This is a genomic window from Gilliamella sp. B3801 (genome assembly GCF_026536645.1).
GTDB lineage: Bacteria > Pseudomonadota > Gammaproteobacteria > Enterobacterales > Orbaceae > Gilliamella > Gilliamella apicola_I.
In genome coordinates this window covers 207231-224937 of the sequence record NZ_JAFNNR010000004.1, presented here as the reverse complement: position 1 = coordinate 224937, position 17707 = coordinate 207231, and the positions used below count along the sequence as shown (strand labels likewise).

The 17707-nt window shown below is 37.1% G+C and carries 14 protein-coding genes; 6 read left to right on the top strand and 8 right to left on the bottom strand.

The genetic code is table 11. The annotated features are described in order from the left end of the window. Nucleotides 1-118: 118 nt before the first annotated feature. The gene (locus tag J3U14_RS05170) at nucleotides 119-2089 is read right to left on the bottom strand and encodes a MacB family efflux pump subunit (protein ID WP_267350220.1); all 1971 of its coding nucleotides are present in this window, start codon (nucleotides 2087-2089) and stop codon (nucleotides 119-121) included. Nucleotide 2090: 1 nt separating this feature from the next. Next, nucleotides 2091-3287, bottom strand: coding sequence for an efflux RND transporter periplasmic adaptor subunit (locus J3U14_RS05165; RefSeq protein ID WP_220216263.1), 1197 nt, complete (start codon nucleotides 3285-3287; stop codon nucleotides 2091-2093). 265 nt (nucleotides 3288-3552) lie between these two features. On the opposite strand from J3U14_RS05165, the gene J3U14_RS05160 reads away from it, so the two are divergent. Beyond that, nucleotides 3553-3807, top strand: coding sequence for a YfhL family 4Fe-4S dicluster ferredoxin (locus tag J3U14_RS05160; protein ID WP_220216264.1), 255 nt, complete (start codon nucleotides 3553-3555; stop codon nucleotides 3805-3807). 4 nt (nucleotides 3808-3811) lie between these two features. On the opposite strand, the gene ispH is transcribed toward J3U14_RS05160, so the two are convergent. The 6 genes from ispH to folE form a co-directional block, all read right to left on the bottom strand. After that, a complete protein-coding gene (gene ispH / locus J3U14_RS05155) occupies nucleotides 3812-4759 on the bottom strand; it encodes a 4-hydroxy-3-methylbut-2-enyl diphosphate reductase (RefSeq protein WP_065558502.1) in 948 nt (315 codons plus the stop codon). 1 nt (nucleotide 4760) lies between these two features. Continuing rightward, nucleotides 4761-5231 (bottom strand): signal peptidase II, encoded by a 471-nt coding sequence (lspA, locus tag J3U14_RS05150; RefSeq protein WP_267350223.1) that lies wholly within the window; start codon nucleotides 5229-5231, stop codon nucleotides 4761-4763. A gap of 105 nt (nucleotides 5232-5336) precedes the next feature. Then, entirely contained in the window at nucleotides 5337-8144 is a 2808-nt protein-coding gene (gene ileS, locus J3U14_RS05145) for an isoleucine--tRNA ligase (RefSeq protein ID WP_267350225.1), read from the bottom strand. A 38-nt stretch (nucleotides 8145-8182) separates the two neighbouring features. Then, entirely contained in the window at nucleotides 8183-9121 is a 939-nt protein-coding gene (ribF, locus tag J3U14_RS05140; RefSeq protein ID WP_267350226.1) for a bifunctional riboflavin kinase/FAD synthetase, read from the bottom strand. A 199-nt stretch (nucleotides 9122-9320) separates the two neighbouring features. Further along, nucleotides 9321-9833 (bottom strand): hypothetical protein, encoded by a 513-nt coding sequence (locus tag J3U14_RS05135; protein WP_267350228.1) that lies wholly within the window; start codon nucleotides 9831-9833, stop codon nucleotides 9321-9323. A 14-nt stretch (nucleotides 9834-9847) separates the two neighbouring features. Next, nucleotides 9848-10507: a GTP cyclohydrolase I FolE gene (folE, locus tag J3U14_RS05130; RefSeq protein WP_220216270.1), complete on the bottom strand. Its 660-nt coding sequence runs from the start codon at nucleotides 10505-10507 to the stop codon at nucleotides 9848-9850. Nucleotides 10508-10710: 203 nt separating this feature from the next. On the opposite strand from folE, the gene polA reads away from it, so the two are divergent. The 5 genes from polA to J3U14_RS05105 all read left to right on the top strand — a co-directional run bounded on the left by polA (nucleotide 10711) and on the right by J3U14_RS05105 (nucleotide 17512). Continuing rightward, nucleotides 10711-13485 (top strand): DNA polymerase I, encoded by a 2775-nt coding sequence (polA, locus tag J3U14_RS05125; protein WP_267350230.1) that lies wholly within the window; start codon nucleotides 10711-10713, stop codon nucleotides 13483-13485. A 269-nt stretch (nucleotides 13486-13754) separates the two neighbouring features. After that, the gene (gene gltX, locus J3U14_RS05120) at nucleotides 13755-15185 is read left to right on the top strand and encodes a glutamate--tRNA ligase (protein WP_267350231.1); all 1431 of its coding nucleotides are present in this window, start codon (nucleotides 13755-13757) and stop codon (nucleotides 15183-15185) included. A gap of 59 nt (nucleotides 15186-15244) precedes the next feature. Beyond that, the gene (locus tag J3U14_RS05115; protein WP_267350233.1) at nucleotides 15245-16855 is read left to right on the top strand and encodes an intermembrane phospholipid transport protein YdbH family protein; all 1611 of its coding nucleotides are present in this window, start codon (nucleotides 15245-15247) and stop codon (nucleotides 16853-16855) included. Nucleotides 16856-16869: 14 nt separating this feature from the next. Continuing rightward, the gene (locus J3U14_RS05110) at nucleotides 16870-17055 is read left to right on the top strand and encodes a YnbE family lipoprotein (protein WP_267369580.1); all 186 of its coding nucleotides are present in this window, start codon (nucleotides 16870-16872) and stop codon (nucleotides 17053-17055) included. A 112-nt stretch (nucleotides 17056-17167) separates the two neighbouring features. Further along, the gene (locus J3U14_RS05105; protein ID WP_220216274.1) at nucleotides 17168-17512 is read left to right on the top strand and encodes a YdbL family protein; all 345 of its coding nucleotides are present in this window, start codon (nucleotides 17168-17170) and stop codon (nucleotides 17510-17512) included. Nucleotides 17513-17707: the final 195 nt, after the last annotated feature.

Here is a 17707-nt window from a genome sequence, read left to right as displayed (position 1 = left end):
TAAATTGTCATAGTATTTGAATGTAACATGATGACAATTTTTAAGGTTGTTATTTTAAATCCCTTTGCAATATCATGATTGCAGAGGGATTTTAATTTTAGGTGAGGTTTTAAAAACGTTATTCTCGTTCTAAAGCATAAATCGGATCAAGTTTGGCGGCTCGTTTAGCTGGAAAATAACCAAAAATTATGCCAATGACACTTGAACAACTAAAGGCAGCGATAATTGAAATGATAGAAAAACGCATCGCAAAGGATGTGACAACATAATTGAAAATCCCACCAACCACAAATGATAATAAGATGCCTAATGTACCACCGATAAGACATACTAATACCGCTTCGATTAAAAACTGTTGCAGTATATCACTTGAACGTGCACCAACTGCCATGCGTACGCCAATTTCTCGGGTTCTTTCAGTGACAGAGACCAGCATGATATTCATAACACCAATCCCCCCCACTAACAGTGAGATAAATGCAATGGTTGAAATTAATAATGTTAATACCCAAGCTGAGGAGTTAACGGTGTCACGAATGCTATCTGAATTAAAAATAAAAAAGTCTTTAACACCATGACGTTGTATCATGATTTTATTAATCGCTTGTTCAGCAATCGATAAATCAACATTATCATTGACCCTAACCGTAATACTTCTTAACGAGGTTTGTCCTACCATGCGATTAATGACTGTGGTGTAAGGAAGCCAGATGTTAAGGCTTTCATTATTACCAAAACCTTGTTGTTGTTTTGTGGCAACACCAATTATTCGTACCGGTAATTGACCCACCATCAGAATTTTGCCGATTGGATTTTCATTCTTAAATAGCTGTTTAACGGTATTTTCATCGATAACGGCATCTTGTGCTGACGAAGCAACACTGGCCTGATCAAACGCAATACCTTGGGTAATGTTATAGCCACGAACGGCAAAAAATTGCTCTCCCACACCATTTACTGTCCCCGTTACAGCCAAATTTTTAACCCGAAAATAGACTGATGTTGCCAGATTTGGGGTCGTGCTATGTACAAAACTTTGTTTTGCTAAAAAGTCGGCGTCGGATGAGCGTAAGGTGGTAATTTTATCTGCGTTGCGATCCCCAAATCCGCTTCCGGGATAAATTTCGAGTGTGCTTGTCCCTAACGAATTTATATTCGATAATATTTTTTGTTTTGTGCCTTCGCCTAAGGCAACCATTGAAACCACCGAGGCAATACCAATGATAATACCAAGCATGGTAAGAAAAGTTCGTAATCGTTGAGAAAGCATCGACAATATTGCCATATTAAAGGCATCTCGAAAACGATTATACTTAGCTTGAAAGTTGTCTTGGGTTTTAGTCGTTTCGATCTGTTTGACTTGGCGATGATCCTCTTCTTCTGCGTGATAGTTAGGATTGATTGAGTCAGAGATAATATCTCCGTCACTGATTTCAATAATCCGTTCTGCACTTTGGGCAATATTGCTATCATGTGTCACAATAATGACGGTATGCCCTTGTTTATGAAGTTCTCGCAAGATAGCCATGACTTCTAAGCCGCTTTTACGGTCAAGTGCGCCCGTCGGTTCATCTGCTAAAATAACTTGTCCGCCGTTTATTAAGGCTCGAGCAATACTGACACGCTGTTGTTGACCGCCAGATAATTGACTGGGTTTATTATTAATCTTATCTTCAAGCCCTAAACGGGTTAATATTTCAATAGCTCGTTTTTTCCGTTGTTCATTGGTGATTCCGGCATAAATAGCAGGGATTTCAACATTACCTTGTGCCGTTAAGGCGTTTAGCAAATGATAACGTTGAAAGATAAAACCAAAGTGTTCACGACGTAATTCAGCTAATTCATCAGGTGATAATTGATTGGTGGTTCGTCCTCCAATGGTATAGACACCAGAGCTTGGTTTATCTAAACAACCTAAAATATTCATTAATGTTGATTTGCCCGAACCAGACGCACCAATAATGGCAACCATTTCGCCAGCATTAATCGTTAGATTGATGCTTTTAAGCACTTGTATGGTTGAATCGCCAGCTGGAAATTCACGAACAATGTTTTCAAGTTTGATCAGCGGATTATTAGTGTTTGTCATATCAGAATCTTATCCTCGGCGTGCGTCCATTAGGATTGAATAATGCGCCATTGTCACTACCAATAATGACGACTTCCCCTTCTTTAAGTCCGGATTTGATTTCCACATTAATATTATTATTGATACCTAAACTGACTTCTCGTTCTTCAGCATTATTTTGTTGATTAAGTACATAGACAATTGCTTTATTATCTGCCAAATTTTTTTGGATTGCTTGAGATGGGATTGCCAATACATCTTTTGCTTCAGATAAAACAATATAAACTTGGGCTGTCATCGAAATTCGTAAAATATGATCAGGATTATCAACATCGAATAATCCATTATAGTAAATTGCTGTTTTGGTGGTGGATGAGGAAGAACTTAAACTTGATGAACTTTCCGTATTAATCGAATCTGGCGCAGGTTCAATGGCGCGTAATGTTAAACCGTCAAAACGTCTATTAGGTTCGCCTAATATGGTGAAATAGACGGGCATTCCTTTTTTTACATTAATGACATCCGCTTCTGAAATTTGTGCTTCAACGGTCATCTTATCCAATTGTGCAACTTTCACAATGGTTGGTGCACTTTGCACAGAGTTAACGGTTTGACCTTGATCAACGGGTATGGCGACAATCACGCCATCAATAGGTGATCGTATTTTGGTATAACCAAGATTCACTTTGGCTGTATCAACAGCGACTTGTGCACTGATGATATTTGCATCTAAGGCAGCGATATCGGCTTTGATTGCATCGAGATCGGCTTTGGCTGAATCTAAATCGGATTGAACGCCGACCCCTTTATTGACGAGTTTTAATTGGCGATTATAAGTCAGTTGGTAATTAATTAAGTTGGCTTGTTTTGATTTACGTTGTGCTTCAAGGCTACTAAGCGAAGCTTCGGCTTGTTTCAAATCATTGCTTTGTTTTAAGTCATCAATTTCAGCAATCATGTCTCCTTGTTTAACTTGATCACCTAATTCAACATATAACTTTTTGATCTGACCCGAAACCTGCGCACCCACGCTGACTTGCTTGAATGCGCTAATTGTTCCATCAGCCAGTACCGTTTTTTCAATATTAACTTTAGTCACAGGTGAGGTAATATAATTCACTGGCGATTGTGACGGAAAAACGATCAGCTTGATAATATAGAGAAGCACAAACAGAAAAATAGCAATCACTATATTTTTGAATTTAATTAACTTTAACAATATCTTTTCATCCTTTTATTCTATTCTTTAATCGTTTTAGCATTGTAGCGTAATAATATAAATGTTATTGATAACTATTCTTAATAAATTGTAATTATTATGAAAATAATACAGGCTAAATTATCTAATTTATATTGAAATATTTCAATAAATTCAAACTTATTTGGTCTATCACGAATATGATAGCTGTATTCTTTTTTAGAAATTAGGAAGGATTGCGCTATAATGGCGCAAATTTTTTGGAGATGATAAAGTTAATTGAGCAATGGCATTAAAAATAACCAGTAAATGTATTAATTGTGATATGTGTGAGCCTGAATGTCCTAACGAGGCTATCTCTATGGGGTTTGATACTTATGAAATCGATCCCAACAAATGTACTGAATGTGTCGGTTATTATGATCATTCAACTTGTCAGCGTGTTTGCCCCATTCAAAATGCTATTATTGCTGATCCTGAGCATATCGAGACCCATGATCAGCTATTGGCAAAATTTGAGCAACTAAAACACACAAATTAACCCGTTAGTTTGCTTTTACTTCAATACGCAATTCTTTAGGAATTTCAAAGGTAATATTTTCTAAAATTCCGTCTGTTTCGATCAGTGATGTGCAACCCAAACTTTTCAAATGTTCAATAACCTGTTGCACTAAAATATCGGGCGCAGATGCGCCTGCCGTTACGCCCACCGTGCGAGCATTAGTTAACCATTCTTGTTCAATATCGGTGGCATAATCGATCAAATAAGCATTTTTACTGTTGCGTCTGGCAAGTTCAGCTAATCGGTTGGAATTGGATGAATTTTTTGAACCGACGACAAGTATCACATCTGCTTGTGATGAAAGTTGTTTTACGGCTTGTTGTCGATTGGTTGTGGCATAACAAATATCATTTTTACGCGGGCTACGGATTTTAGGAAATCGTACTTTTAAGGCAGCAATGATTTCCGCCGTATCTTCCACTGATAAGGTTGTTTGGGTTGTAAAGCACAGGTGATCTTCGTTTTTGACTTGTAATGTTTGAACATCGTTTATCGATTCAATCAAATAAATACCACCATTAGGATTATTGTATTGACCTAATGTACCATCCACTTCAATATGCCCGGCATGACCGATTAAGACCACTTCTTCACCACGATAACTGGATCTTGCCACTTCCATATGAACTTTAGTTACTAACGGGCAAGTTGCATCAAAGATACGAAGTTTTCGTTTTTTTGCTTCTTCACGCACCGCTTTAGATACACCATGCGCAGAAAAGATAAGAATACTATCGTCAGGGACTTCGTCAATTTGTTCAATAAAAATTGCGCCTAGCTCTTTCAAGTTGTTAACCACATAGCGGTTATGCACCACTTCATGGCGAACATAAACAGGTGCGCCAAAGAGTTCAAGTGCGCGTTCAACGATCGTGATAGCTCGATCAACACCAGCACAAAAACCTCGAGGGTTAGCTAAAATAATTTGCATGTTATTCGGTCTTTTGGGGTTTTTTATAACTATTTAAAATAAATAATCCAATACCGATACAAATCGCACAATCAGCAATATTAAAGGTTGGGTAGTGCCAGCTACCGAAATTTACATCTAGAAAATCAACCACAAATCCATGATAAAGGCGGTCAAATAGGTTGCCTAAAGCACCACCTAATATAAGTGATAGTGAAAAATTTTCTAATTTTTGCTGTCGTTTGTTACGATAAAGCATATACACAATGGCACCACTAATGAGTAAAGCAACGGCTGCAAGCATCCAACGTTGACCTTCAAAAATACTAAATGCAGCGCCAATATTTTGTACATAAGTAATCGAGAAGAAAGGCAACACGTTGATTGATTCATAAAGGTTGAATTTAGTTAGGATCCAAAATTTACTAGCAATATCAACAAAGAACACAATTGTGCTAATAAGTAACCAGTAAAGTCCATTCTCTTTTTTCATAAAGTTCATGCTCATGATGATATTTCGCCGACTGTTGTCGGCGCTTAATGTAATAAGTGGCTATAAGCTATTGTCTTATAGCCGTGTTTATCTGTCATTCTATTGCTAGGCGAAATGTCTAACTTCACCCTTACCATGAATGTTTTCTTCACAGCGTTTACATAAATGTGTTGTTGGTTCATTATCAATGGTGTAATGCCAACAGCGAGGACACTTATCACCTTGCGCTTTAGTGAGCTCGATTTTAAGACCGGCTATATCACTTTGTACTGCCTGTTGTGGCGCACTGTCTAGTGGTTTCACGCTGGCTTGTGACGTGAGTAGTACAAAGCGTAATTCGTTCTCTAATTTAGCGAGTGCTGTGGCAATCTGATCGTCTGCATAAAGGGTAACAGCAGCTTCAAGAGAACCACCAATCACTTTATCGTTACGACCTTGTTCAAGCACTTTGTTTACTTCGCTACGAATTGCTAGAATTTGCGCCCAATACTCACTATTTAATGTTTCGTTATCGGATAAACTAAATAGTTCGTTATACCATTCATCTTCAAATACAAATTCTGATTTTTCGGCTGAAGGTAAATATTGCCAAATTTCATCAGCGGTAAAAGATAGTACCGGCGCTATCCAACGTACCATTGCTTGAGCAATATGATATAACGCAGTTTGGCAACTATGACGAGCAACGCTATCACTTTTGGCGGTGTACTGACGATCTTTAATAATATCTAAATAGAATGATCCCATTTCGATTGAACAGAATTGCATAATACGTTGTACGACTTTATGGAAATCATAACTTTCGTAAGCTTGGATAATTTGATCTTGTGCCTCTTTTGCCATGCTGACCGCCCAGCGATCTAGTACCACCATATCTTCAGGTTTGATCATGTCTTTAGCTGGATCAAAGCCGTTTAAGTTAGCCAGTAAAAAGCGAGCTGTATTACGAATACGACGGTAACTATCCGCTGCACGTTTGATGATTTCGTCAGAATAGCTCATTTCACCTGAATAATCAGTCGAAGCAATCCATAAACGTAGAATATCCGCTCCGAGTTTACCCATAACTTCTTGTGGGGTAACGATATTGCCTAACGATTTAGACATTTTTCGACCTTGACCGTCAACCACAAAACCATGCGTTAACACTTGCTTATAAGGGGCTTTGTTATCAATCGCTGTTGATAGCATTAATGATGACATAAACCAACCACGATGTTGATCTGAACCTTCTAAATACATGTCAGCTTCGTGCCCTTCAAACTCAGGGCGTACACCGACTACCGAAAAGAAAGTTGATCCTGAATCAAACCAGACATCAAGGGTATCTGGCACTTTGCGATAATCGTCTGCATCGGGGCCAAGCAAATCTTTGATATCTGCATCCCACCAAGCTTGGATACCGTGTTGTTCAACTAATTTAGCGACTTTTTCAACCAGTGCTAGGGTATCGGGGTGTAGCTCTTCGGTCTCTTTGTGGACAAATAACGTCATCGGTACGCCCCATGTGCGTTGACGAGAGATACACCAGTCAGGGCGATTAGCAACCATTGTCTCAATTCGTGCTTGTCCCCAATCCGGAATCCAGCGAACTTGTTTAATTTCTTGTAATGATTGGGCACGTAAACCTTGTTTATCCATGCTAATAAACCATTGCGGTGTTGCACGATAAATAACCGGTGTTTTGTGACGCCAACAACATGGATAGCTATGTTCAATATTTTCAAAATGAAGTAGCGCATTGTGGTCTTTTAATATGTCGATCACAACTTTATTCGCTTTAAATACAAATAAACCATCTAAGCCTGCACCTGTGCCCGGTAAATAGCACCCATTGCCACCAACAGGGTTAGCAACTTCAAGTCCATATTTTTGACCAACTAAAAAGTCTTCCGCACCATGGCCGGGCGCAGTGTGCACCGCACCGGTACCAGCATCAACCGTAACGTGTTCACCAAGTACAATGGGTTCATCAAAATCAAGGAAAGGGTGTTTAAAGCGTAATAGCTCAAGCGCATCACCTTTACAGCTGCCAAGAATTTTCCATTCTGAAATTTCGGCACGTTTCATGACGGATTCGACCAGATCAGTGGCTAAAATTAAGCATTCTTTATCATTTATTTGTACCAATTGATATTCAAACTCAGCATTTAAGGCAATACCTCGGCTAGCGGGTAATGTCCAAGGTGTTGTCGTCCAAATCACGGCATAAATAGTTAAATCGGTATGAACGCCAAATTTACTCGCAACAGCTTGGTTATCTACCGCTTTAAATTTTACATCTATAGCGGGTGAAGATTTATCATAATATTCTACTTCTGCTTCTGCTAACGAAGACATACAATCTGTACACCAGTAAACAGGTTTTGCCCCTTTGACTAAATGCCCGTTTTTGATGACTTTACCTAACGCTCGAATAATATTTGCTTCCGTATCGTAATTCATTGTGCGGTAGGGGTTTTGCCAATCACCCAATACACCCATACGTATAAAATCAGCTTTTTGTAGTTCAACTTGAGAAGCAGCATAGTCACGACAAATTTGACGAAACTCAGCCGGTGTCACTTTTACGCCTGGTTTGCCAACTTGTTCTTCAACTTTTTGTTCGATTGGCAGACCATGACAGTCCCACCCTGGAATATATGGGGAATCATAACCGCTTAAACCTTTTGATTTAATGATAATATCTTTGATAATTTTATTAACTGCATGACCAATATGAAGTTTGCCGTTTGCATAAGGAGGGCCATCATGCAAAATAAAGGCTTTTTTCCCTTTTTTTACTTGGCGGATTTTGCGATAAAGTTCTTTATCGTACCAGTTTTGCAACATCGCCGGTTCACGTTTGGCAAGATCACCTCGCATTGGGAAACCGGTTTCCGGTAAATTCAATGTATTTTTATAATCTGTCATGCTGATTTATTCCAGTTAATTTTGTTGATACTACTTTCTTAATTGGTTAATTGTGCACTGATCTTTTTCGCAGTGCAAACATCTTGTGTAATTTGTTCTTTTAACGCTGTTATAGAGTCAAATTTTTTCTCGTCTCGTAATTTTTCGAGGAAGGTTACGTCTAAATATTGTCCATAAATATCACCCGAAAAGTCAAATAGATTCACTTCTAAAATGGCTTTTTTTCCTTGAATAGTTGGTCTTATACCAATATTAGCAATGCCATAATAAGATTGTTGGCTACAACAATTTTTGACGTTAACTAAATAGACACCGTGTAAGGCTGGTTTTTTGCGGTGTAGTTGAATATTTGCCGTAGGAAAACCTAATTGCCTTGCTAATGCATTGCCATGAATAACACGCCCTTGAATGCTATATGGTCGACCTAATAGGCAACGGGCTAATTCAAAATCATTGTTGAGTAAAGCTTTACGCACCGCGGTACTACTAATTCGTAACTGATTCCAAACGTAGGTTGGCATGCTTTCGACAGTAAAATCATTTTTTTGTGCATAATGTTCAAGAAGATGAATATCCCCTTTACGTTCAAACCCAAACCGAAAATCATCACCAATAATAATATATTTGGCCCGTAACTGATTTATCAACCACGCTTGAATAAAGTCATCAGCAGACATTTTGGCAAAGGTTTGAGTAAACGGAACAGCAATAATATAGTCGATACCGAGTTTTTCAATAAAAATCACTTTTTCTTGAAATGAGGTTAATCGGGAAGGGGCATTTTCCGAACAAAAAAACTCTAACGGTTGCGGTTCAAATAGCATAACCACGGTTGGTAGATTTAATTTTTTACCTTGGGTGATTAAATGGTTAATTAATTGCTGATGTCCTAAATGTACGCCATCAAAATTGCCCAATGTCAGTACGCACTGGGAAAATTGATTTTTTAAATTAGCAATACCGCGAATGATCTTCATGAAAATGTGTTATTTAACTGTGTAATTTAACTCAAGTAGCCGAGAATTATACCAATCTTTCTTGAAGATGCACGTAATATAAAGCTGATTTTCGGTTGTTTTGTATTTGAGTTTTAGGTTTTGATTATTGTTAAATATTCAATTCCCATAAGATTGTTACAAAAATCCGCTGAATTTAGGTTTACGTCAATTTTGATTGTTACCAAAAAATCCGACAATAAGCCAGCTCATTTGCCCGTTTTTTATATTCAGCTTGTTGCGCTTTAGGAATAAAAAAACGGTTTTTTTCTATCTCTTCGCACTCTTTTACATCACGTTTAATTTGTTCTGCTTCTTCTTTTGAAATTCGAAAGAAAACTGTATTAAATATACCGATTTTTGAATAGTTATCACCATGGAAAGTCACTCTGTTTTCTAAACCAAAATTTCTTTCTGATGGATAAGCGAGTCCATCGAAATTGTCTTGGGGTTTTGTGACTTTTCGCATCGCAATGGTTTGATCATTACCATAAACATAGTTTTCATTGATAAAGTAATTATCCCCTTGTTTACTTATTTCAACAAGATTGGCATACGTTGCAGTATATTTAAAATCGGGACCACCTTCTACCCAAAAACCAATAAATTTATCGTTATTATTAGAATTATTAGATTCCTGTTCAGAGCATGCTGTTATCAATAATACCATAAAAATGAGTGATAAAAATTTCATTGAATATCCTTATATTAATAGTGATGTAATGCTCTTAAAAATTCTTGTCTGGTACTTGGATTGGTTTTAAATCCGCCACCCAGTGCGGTCGTGGTTGTCATACTGCTTGAATCTTTAATGCCTCTGGCTTTCACACAATAGTGAGTCGCATCGATTGAGACCGCCACATTTACCGTGCCAAGTAAGGTTTGAAGGGCAACAAGTATTTGTTGAGTTAATCTTTCTTGTACTTGTGGTCGCTGTGAAAAAAATTCAACAATTCGATTAATTTTGGATAAGCCAATAACTTTATCTTTAGGGATATAAGAGACGGTGGCTTTGCCGTCAATGGTGACAAAATGGTGTTCGCATACACTGGTTAAGGTAATATCACGAACGGTGATCATCTCGTCGACTTGCATTTTATTTTCAATGAGTGTGATTTTGGGAAAATTTTCATAATAGAGCCCAGAAAAAATCTCATCAACATACATTTTAGAGACACGATGTGGTGTTTCGGCAAGACTGTCATCAGTAAGATCCAACTCCATTAATTTCATGATCTCACGAAAATGTTCTTCGATTTTTGCCTTGCGCTCACTATTATCCATTGCTAAACGACAAGAAGGGGTTTCAAGATTTTTAGCTGCCAGTGCATCTTTAACTTTTTGTGCAGCAAGACTTAACTGTGTCATTAATCGTATACTCAGGTTAAAAAAGATACAGCATTATATAATACTCATTTTGCAATATACAGTTTTTTAAGTTAAAACTTTCTATTAAAACATTGTGTAAATATGAAAGATTTTTACATTTTATTGTTGTAGATAATAAGAATATTGTTGTTAATTGGGGTATACTGTTAACCATTATAGCGAATAACCTTTGGGTAATACTAATGCCAAATAAAACACCAATTATCCTGATTGATGGATCTTCTTATCTCTATCGTGCTTTTTTTGCATGTCCGCCGTTAACCAATGCCAAAGGTGAGCCAACAGGGGCTATTTTTGGTGTCATCAATATGATCCGTAGTCTGATTAATCAGTACAATCCGACACATATTGCTGTTGTTTTCGATGCTAAAGGCGGCTCTTTCCGTAACGAAATCTACAGCGAGTATAAAGCCACACGTGAGGCAATGCCGGAAAATCTTCGTCCGCAAATTGAACCAATTCACACTATCTTAAAAGCTATGGGGCTGCCTTTACTCTGTATTGAAGGTGTGGAAGCGGATGATGTAATTGGTACACTGGCAAGGCAGGCTGAAAAAGAGAATCTGGACGTTTTAATCAGTACCGGTGATAAAGATATGGCACAGCTTGTCAGTGATAAAATTACCCTGATTAATACCATGAATAATACGGTGCTTGATCCGAAAGGCGTGATGGAAAAATTTGGTGTGCCACCCGAAAAGATTATTGATTATTTAGCATTAAGAGGCGATTCGTCTGATAATATCCCAGGGGTTCCGGGAGTAGGTGAAAAGACGGCCCAAAGTTTATTAACTGAATTTAACAGTGTTAAAGATATCTATCAACGTTTAGATGATATTGAAAAATTATCAATCCGTGGCGCAAAATCGTTAAAACAAAAATTGATTGATAATCAGAAAGAAGCCGAATTGTCTTATTTGCTGGCAACGATTAAAACCGATGTGCAATTAGATTTTACTAATGAACAGCTCATGTCGAGCGATATGGATGTTAATGCATTAAACGAATTATTTGCTTATTATGGCTTTCATCGTTGGCAAAAAGAGTTGATATCGGGCAGTTTTTTAAAAAATCAAAAAGCATCAGCGGTCAATGTGAACCAGAATATGCCGTTATTGGCGCAAGAACATTCATCTGCCAAAAATAAGCAGACTGATTATCAATGCATTTTGACTGATAAACAATTAGAACAGTGGGTAACCAAATTATCCCAAAGTCAACAATTTGCCTTCGATACTGAAACGGATAATGTCGATCATGTGCATGCTAAATTAGTCGGGATTTCGCTCAGTATCACGCCGCATGAAGCTGCTTATATTCCACTTGCTCATCAATATCTTGGTGTTCCCGAGCAGTTACCGCTTGATAGCGTGTTGGCGAAATTAAAGCCAGTGCTAGAAAATCCGAAGATTAAAAAAATCGCGCAAAATGCTAAATTTGATTACAGCGTACTGGCTAACTATGGTATTAAAGTACAAGGTATTGCCTTTGATACCATGCTTGAATCGTATGTACTTAATAGTACAGAAAGACACGATATGGATAGTATGGCTAGTCGTTATTTGAATCATAAAACCATCACTTATAATGAGCTAACCAAGCAGGATAAAAAACAAGTAACTATTGATGCTATTGATGTTGAAAAAACGACACAATACGCAGCAGAAGATGCAGATATCACGTTACAATTACATGAAAAACTGTGGCCAGAGTTAGAAAAAGATTCAAAATTAACTAAACTGTTTACTGATATTGAAATGCCTTTAGCCATTGTGTTGGCTGAAATGGAAAGAACAGGGGTATTGGTTGATGCTAAACAGTTAAATGATTATTCCCATGAACTTGCCAAACAGTTAATGGCGACGGAAGCCGAACTTCAATCATTGGCCGGTGAAAAATTTAATCCTGCTTCGCCAAAGCAGATTCAAGCAATTTTATTTGATAAGCATCAATTGCCCGTATTGAAAAAGACGCCAAAAGGTGATCCGTCAACCAGTGAAGATGTGTTGAGTGAATTGGCTAATGAGTACGAATTACCGCGTATGATTCTATTTTATCGAGGACTGGCTAAGCTTAAAAATACCTATACAGATAAATTACCTTTAATGATTAGTCCAATCGATCATCGTATTCATACAAATTACAATCAAATTGGGACAGTAACAGGACGTTTATCTTCCAATGATCCAAATTTGCAAAATATTCCGGTACGCAATGAAGAAGGGCGTCGAATCCGCCAGGCATTTATTGCACCAGAAGGGTATAAGATTATTTCTGCTGACTATTCACAAATTGAATTACGCATCATGGCACATCTATCGCAAGATAAAAGTTTACTCAACGCGTTTGCCGATGACAAAGATATCCACCGAGTGACGGCGAGTGAAGTGTTAAGTAAACCTGAATCAGATGTGACGTCGGAAGAACGTAGACGCGCTAAAGCGGTCAATTTTGGTTTGATTTATGGAATGAGTGCTTTTGGTTTATCAAAACAAATCAATATTCCTCGAAAAGAGGCGCAATTTTATATCGATCGCTATTTTGAACGTTATCCGGGGGTACAAACTTACATGGAAGAGACGCGTCAATTGGCAGCACAGCAAGGTTATGTCGAAACCTTATCTGGTCGACGTTTATATCTGCCTAAAATCACCTCGACTAACGGCATTGAAAAACGAGGAGCCGAACGAGCAGCAATTAATGCGCCAATGCAAGGTACTGCGGCGGATATCATTAAAACTGCGATGATAAAAATGAGTGATTGGATTAACAACCAACCGTCTGGCAATATTAGAATGGTGATGCAAGTACACGATGAATTAGTGTTTGAAGTCAAACAAGAATTGGTTGATAAATACAGTGCGCAAATCAAATCCATTATGGAAAATTGTTATCAATTATCTGTGCCATTAAAAGTCGATGTTGGCGTCGGTGATAATTGGGATGAAGCACACTAATTTTTTATCAGCATTAGTAAATTATAAGATGTTTACGGTTTTAGATTTAAATGCAAGCTTAAGCTTAAACATCTTGAAAATTTGTGATCGATTTTAAGGCGTGAATAGGCTATTGCTCAAACCTTTTAGCGTGTTAGAATAAGTAACGAAACTGAATTTATATCAAAATGTTATTATTCTGGTTAGTTAGTTAACCGAATTGAATAAAAGAGCGCGGTTAACGCTTTTTTCGTTTACGTGCTCTTTTTTATTATTATTAGGATTATTTCATGAAAATTAAAACCCGTTTTGCACCAAGCCCAACCGGTTATTTACATGTTGGAGGAGCACGTACTGCGCTCTATTCTTGGCTTTATACCCGTCATGCACAAGGTGCATTTGTCTTGCGTATTGAAGATACTGATCTAGAGCGTTCAACGCCAGAAGCCATTGAAGCGATCATGGATGGAATGAATTGGTTAGAATTATCATGGGATGAAGGTCCTTATTTCCAAACTAAACGTTTTGATCGCTATAATCAAGTGATTGATGAAATGCTCGCTAAAGGAACAGCTTATCGTTGCTATTGCTCAAAAGAACGCTTAGAAAAACTGCGTGAAGAGCAGATGGCGAAAGGCGAAAAAGCCCGTTATGATGGTCATTGTCGTTGTGATGAAGTCCAAAAACAACATAACCATAGTGAACCGCATGTTGTCCGTTTTGCCAATCCGATTGACGGTGTTGTCGTATTTAACGATTTAATCCGTGGCCCTATTGAGATTGCCAATAAAGAGCTTGATGATTTAATTATTCGACGAACAGACGGTTCACCAACTTACAATTTTTGTGTTGTGGTGGATGATTGGGATATGGAAATTACGCATGTGATTCGTGGTGAAGATCATATCAATAATACACCTCGTCAGATTAATATTCTCAAAGCATTAGGCGCACCGCTTCCTGAATATGGTCATGTATCCATGATTTTAGGAGATGACGGGCAAAAATTATCTAAACGTCATGGTGCGGTGAGTGTTATGCAATACCGTGATGATGGCTACTTACCGGAAGCTTTACTCAATTATTTAGTACGCTTAGGCTGGTCACATGGTGATCAAGAGATATTCTCCGTGCCTGAAATGATTAGTTATTTTACATTAGATGCAGTAAGCAAATCTGCTAGTGCGTTTAATACTGAAAAATTATTGTGGTTAAATCATCATTATATTAATCATTTAGATGCTGATTATGTCGCTCAACATTTAGTTTGGCATATGAATCATCAAGGCTATGATTTAACACAAGGCCCGGATTTAATCACAATTATTAAATTGTTTGGTGAACGTTGTAAAACACTTAAAGAAATGGCGGAATCATGTCGTTATTGTTATCAAGATTTTGATGATTTTGATGCTGATGCCGCTAAAAAACATTTGCGCCCCGTAGCTAAAGAGCCGTTAGAACTCATCAAAGCTAAAATTGGTGCAATTGCTGATTTTGACTGGCAAATTGATAAAATTCATCATGCTATTGAAGCCACGGCGACTGAACTTGATGTTGGAATGGGTAAAGTGGGGATGCCATTGCGTGTTGCAGTAACAGGAATTGGGCAATCGCCATCCGTGGATGCAACGGTATTTGCCATTGGAAAAAAACGAACATTATCTAGAATTGATAAAGCATTAGCTTATATCGCACAGCGAGAACAGTCACCAGCGTAATATTATTGCATTGCCGAGCAACACTCGGCAATAAACCTTGCTAAGTAGAGAGTTTATTTATGGCTCGCTTGAAAAAACGCTATTGGTTTTCATTTATTTTTATGCTGATTATTTCATTGCTAGGTCTGTTTGGATGGCAATATTGGTTGTCTTTTAAGCAAAAAAATCAGTTAACCTTAGATTGGCATGGCTTCAATATTAGTTTGGATGGGCTATCATTTGATACTTTTACCGTTTCTCAGGAATCACAATTATCCTTAACAGCAAAAAATTTGCATGTTTCGTGGTCAAATCTATCAGCAGAAAATGTAGATATCTATTGGCAGCCCGTTAACGCTAAAGTAGAGAATATTAGCGATCATGGAGTTGATGGCGAGGCTGATCATCTTGATCGATCTGAATTTGATACCTCATCTTTTTCATCAATGTTGTATTGGTTACCTAAAGCTATTCATATTCATTCGTTGCGATTTTATCAAAACAAAGTGCCTTTGTTTGATATCAAGCTAGATATGAATAAACAGCCACAAGCTATACAGCTTGAGTTATCCACCAATACCCAATATGCTGCAAAGTTATCGACTGTTTTACAATTTAATAAAGCCGATTCGCGTATTGAGATTCAACATGGCATGTTAACGACCTCATTAGCTCAATTTGGCATACAAAATAGCGATTTATCCTTACCGTTTAAAGGATCGATAACTCAAAAACAGCTTACACTAACCAATTTGGATAATGCGTCATTTAGCTTAAAAAAAGCGAATGTTTCGGAAGATTTCATTGTTAATGATCTAAGAGGAAATATCCGCTTTCAAGTTCAGTCACCGCTTCCATTTCAATTGAATCAAACCTCAGCGACAGGTCAATTAACGATTAGTGAGTTTAATGGTCTTTATAAAAATAGTGAGATTAAATCGGCAACGGGTAATATTAATCTTTCGGTTAACAACAATAATTTTACGCTTTCCACATCTGATTTACATATCCAAGAAATCAATCTTGGCATCAATTTTGAAAAAGTTAATGTTGTTGGCGCTTATTCATCAACTTTAACTGCTCCGACAAGAGGCATCATTACGTGGAAAAAATTACAAGCGAGGCTATTTTCTGGTCAGCTGTCGGTTGATAAAGGAAAATTGAATTTAACCAGATTGCCTCAACAAATTAATGTCAGATTAAAACAAATACACTTAAAAGATGTGTTAGCCAAATATCCGGTTGAAGGGCTTGCCGGTAATGGGGCGATAGATGGCATCTTACCAATTACATTAAGCGAAGTTAAAAACAACAATGAGCTATCATATAAGTTGGTAATTAAAAATGGTCAACTAGTTTCAACTAATCAGGGTGAATTACAGTTTGAAAATTCAGCGCTAAAAGATTATGTAAAAAATAATCCAAATATGAAAATACTCACTGATATTCTTAAAAATTTTCATTATACTAAGCTATCGAGTAAAGTTGATTACGCTAATGATATTGCTAAGTTGGGTCTGACTATTCAAGGAAATAATTTAGAGGTGCAAAATGGTAAAGCGGTGAATTTAAATATCACGCTTGAAGAAAATATCGCTAAATTAATGACCAGTTTACTCTTATCAGACCAAATTAGTGAACCGATTCGTAAACGAATTGAAGCACGATTGAAAAAAAATCATGATAAATGAAAGAGGCTATTTTTATGATACGGAATGTGATTGCAGTCATGGTAGTGAGTAGCGTATTAATGGGATGCTCACCGACGGTTAAAGTTCAGGCTCCCAATGAACCAATAAACATAAATCTAAATGTTAAAATAGACCATGAAATCAACATAAAGGTTGATAAAGCGTTAGACAATGTAATTAATAAATCTGGTTTATATTAATTATTTATTAAAGATTCACGGTTATATTTTGGTTGGCGTTGTCAAAAGTGAATTAAAAGTGTAAATCACTTTGGCGTTAATGAAATATAAAGTATTTATTAAAGGGGTTATTATGACTATTTATAAAAAGTTAACGATTGCATTATTAACAGCAGCTTTATCTTTACCCGTGTTTGCATTAAATTTAGATCAAGCGATTAACGCATTAAGTCAAGCAAAAGCAAGTGGTTTAGTGGGCGAACAAGAGGATGGCTATTTAGGTGTAGTTAAAAACGAAAGCAATGCAAGTGAAATAGCGCAACTCATTAATCAAGCGCGTAAACAAGAATATCAAAAAGTTTCTGCTGAAAGTAACGTTCCTTTGAACGAAGTTGAAGTGAGAGCAGGAACAAAAGCTCAGGAAAAAACACCTGCTGGACAATTTATAAAACAACAAGGTCAATGGAAAAGAAAGTGATGATGTCATAAAGTCGTTAAGTTCTTTTTGCAACGATAGGAAAAGTATCACGACTTGGGACTTTAATTGTTTATAAATAGTGTGTATGCTGTCTACCTTTATTATTTGCGCTTTAAGCTGGGTAAGAATAAAGGGCAAAGTAATTTAAAATTAAAAAAAATTTTTCAAATTTTCATATAGTTATTTTTACGTACA

Bases quoted from the DNA above. Each gene is read 5' to 3' on its own strand.
- J3U14_RS05170 (WP_267350220.1), bottom strand. From the start codon at position 2,089: ATGACAAACACTAATAATCCGCTGATCAAACTTGAAAACATTGTTCGT.
- gltX (WP_267350231.1), top strand. From the start codon at position 13,755: ATGAAAATTAAAACCCGTTTTGCACCAAGCCCAACCGGTTATTTACAT.
- ileS (WP_267350225.1), bottom strand. From the start codon at position 8,144: ATGACAGATTATAAAAATACATTGAATTTACCGGAAACCGGTTTCCCA.
- polA (WP_267350230.1), top strand. From the start codon at position 10,711: ATGCCAAATAAAACACCAATTATCCTGATTGATGGATCTTCTTATCTC.
- ispH (WP_065558502.1), bottom strand. From the start codon at position 4,759: ATGCAAATTATTTTAGCTAACCCTCGAGGTTTTTGTGCTGGTGTTGAT.
- J3U14_RS05160 (WP_220216264.1), top strand. From the start codon at position 3,553: ATGGCATTAAAAATAACCAGTAAATGTATTAATTGTGATATGTGTGAG.
- J3U14_RS05110 (WP_267369580.1), top strand. From the start codon at position 16,870: ATGATACGGAATGTGATTGCAGTCATGGTAGTGAGTAGCGTATTAATG.
- ribF (WP_267350226.1), bottom strand. From the start codon at position 9,121: ATGAAGATCATTCGCGGTATTGCTAATTTAAAAAATCAATTTTCCCAG.
- folE (WP_220216270.1), bottom strand. From the start codon at position 10,507: ATGACACAGTTAAGTCTTGCTGCACAAAAAGTTAAAGATGCACTGGCA.
- J3U14_RS05135 (WP_267350228.1), bottom strand. From the start codon at position 9,833: ATGAAATTTTTATCACTCATTTTTATGGTATTATTGATAACAGCATGC.
- lspA (WP_267350223.1), bottom strand. From the start codon at position 5,231: ATGAAAAAAGAGAATGGACTTTACTGGTTACTTATTAGCACAATTGTG.
- J3U14_RS05115 (WP_267350233.1), top strand. From the start codon at position 15,245: ATGGCTCGCTTGAAAAAACGCTATTGGTTTTCATTTATTTTTATGCTG.
- J3U14_RS05105 (WP_220216274.1), top strand. From the start codon at position 17,168: ATGACTATTTATAAAAAGTTAACGATTGCATTATTAACAGCAGCTTTA.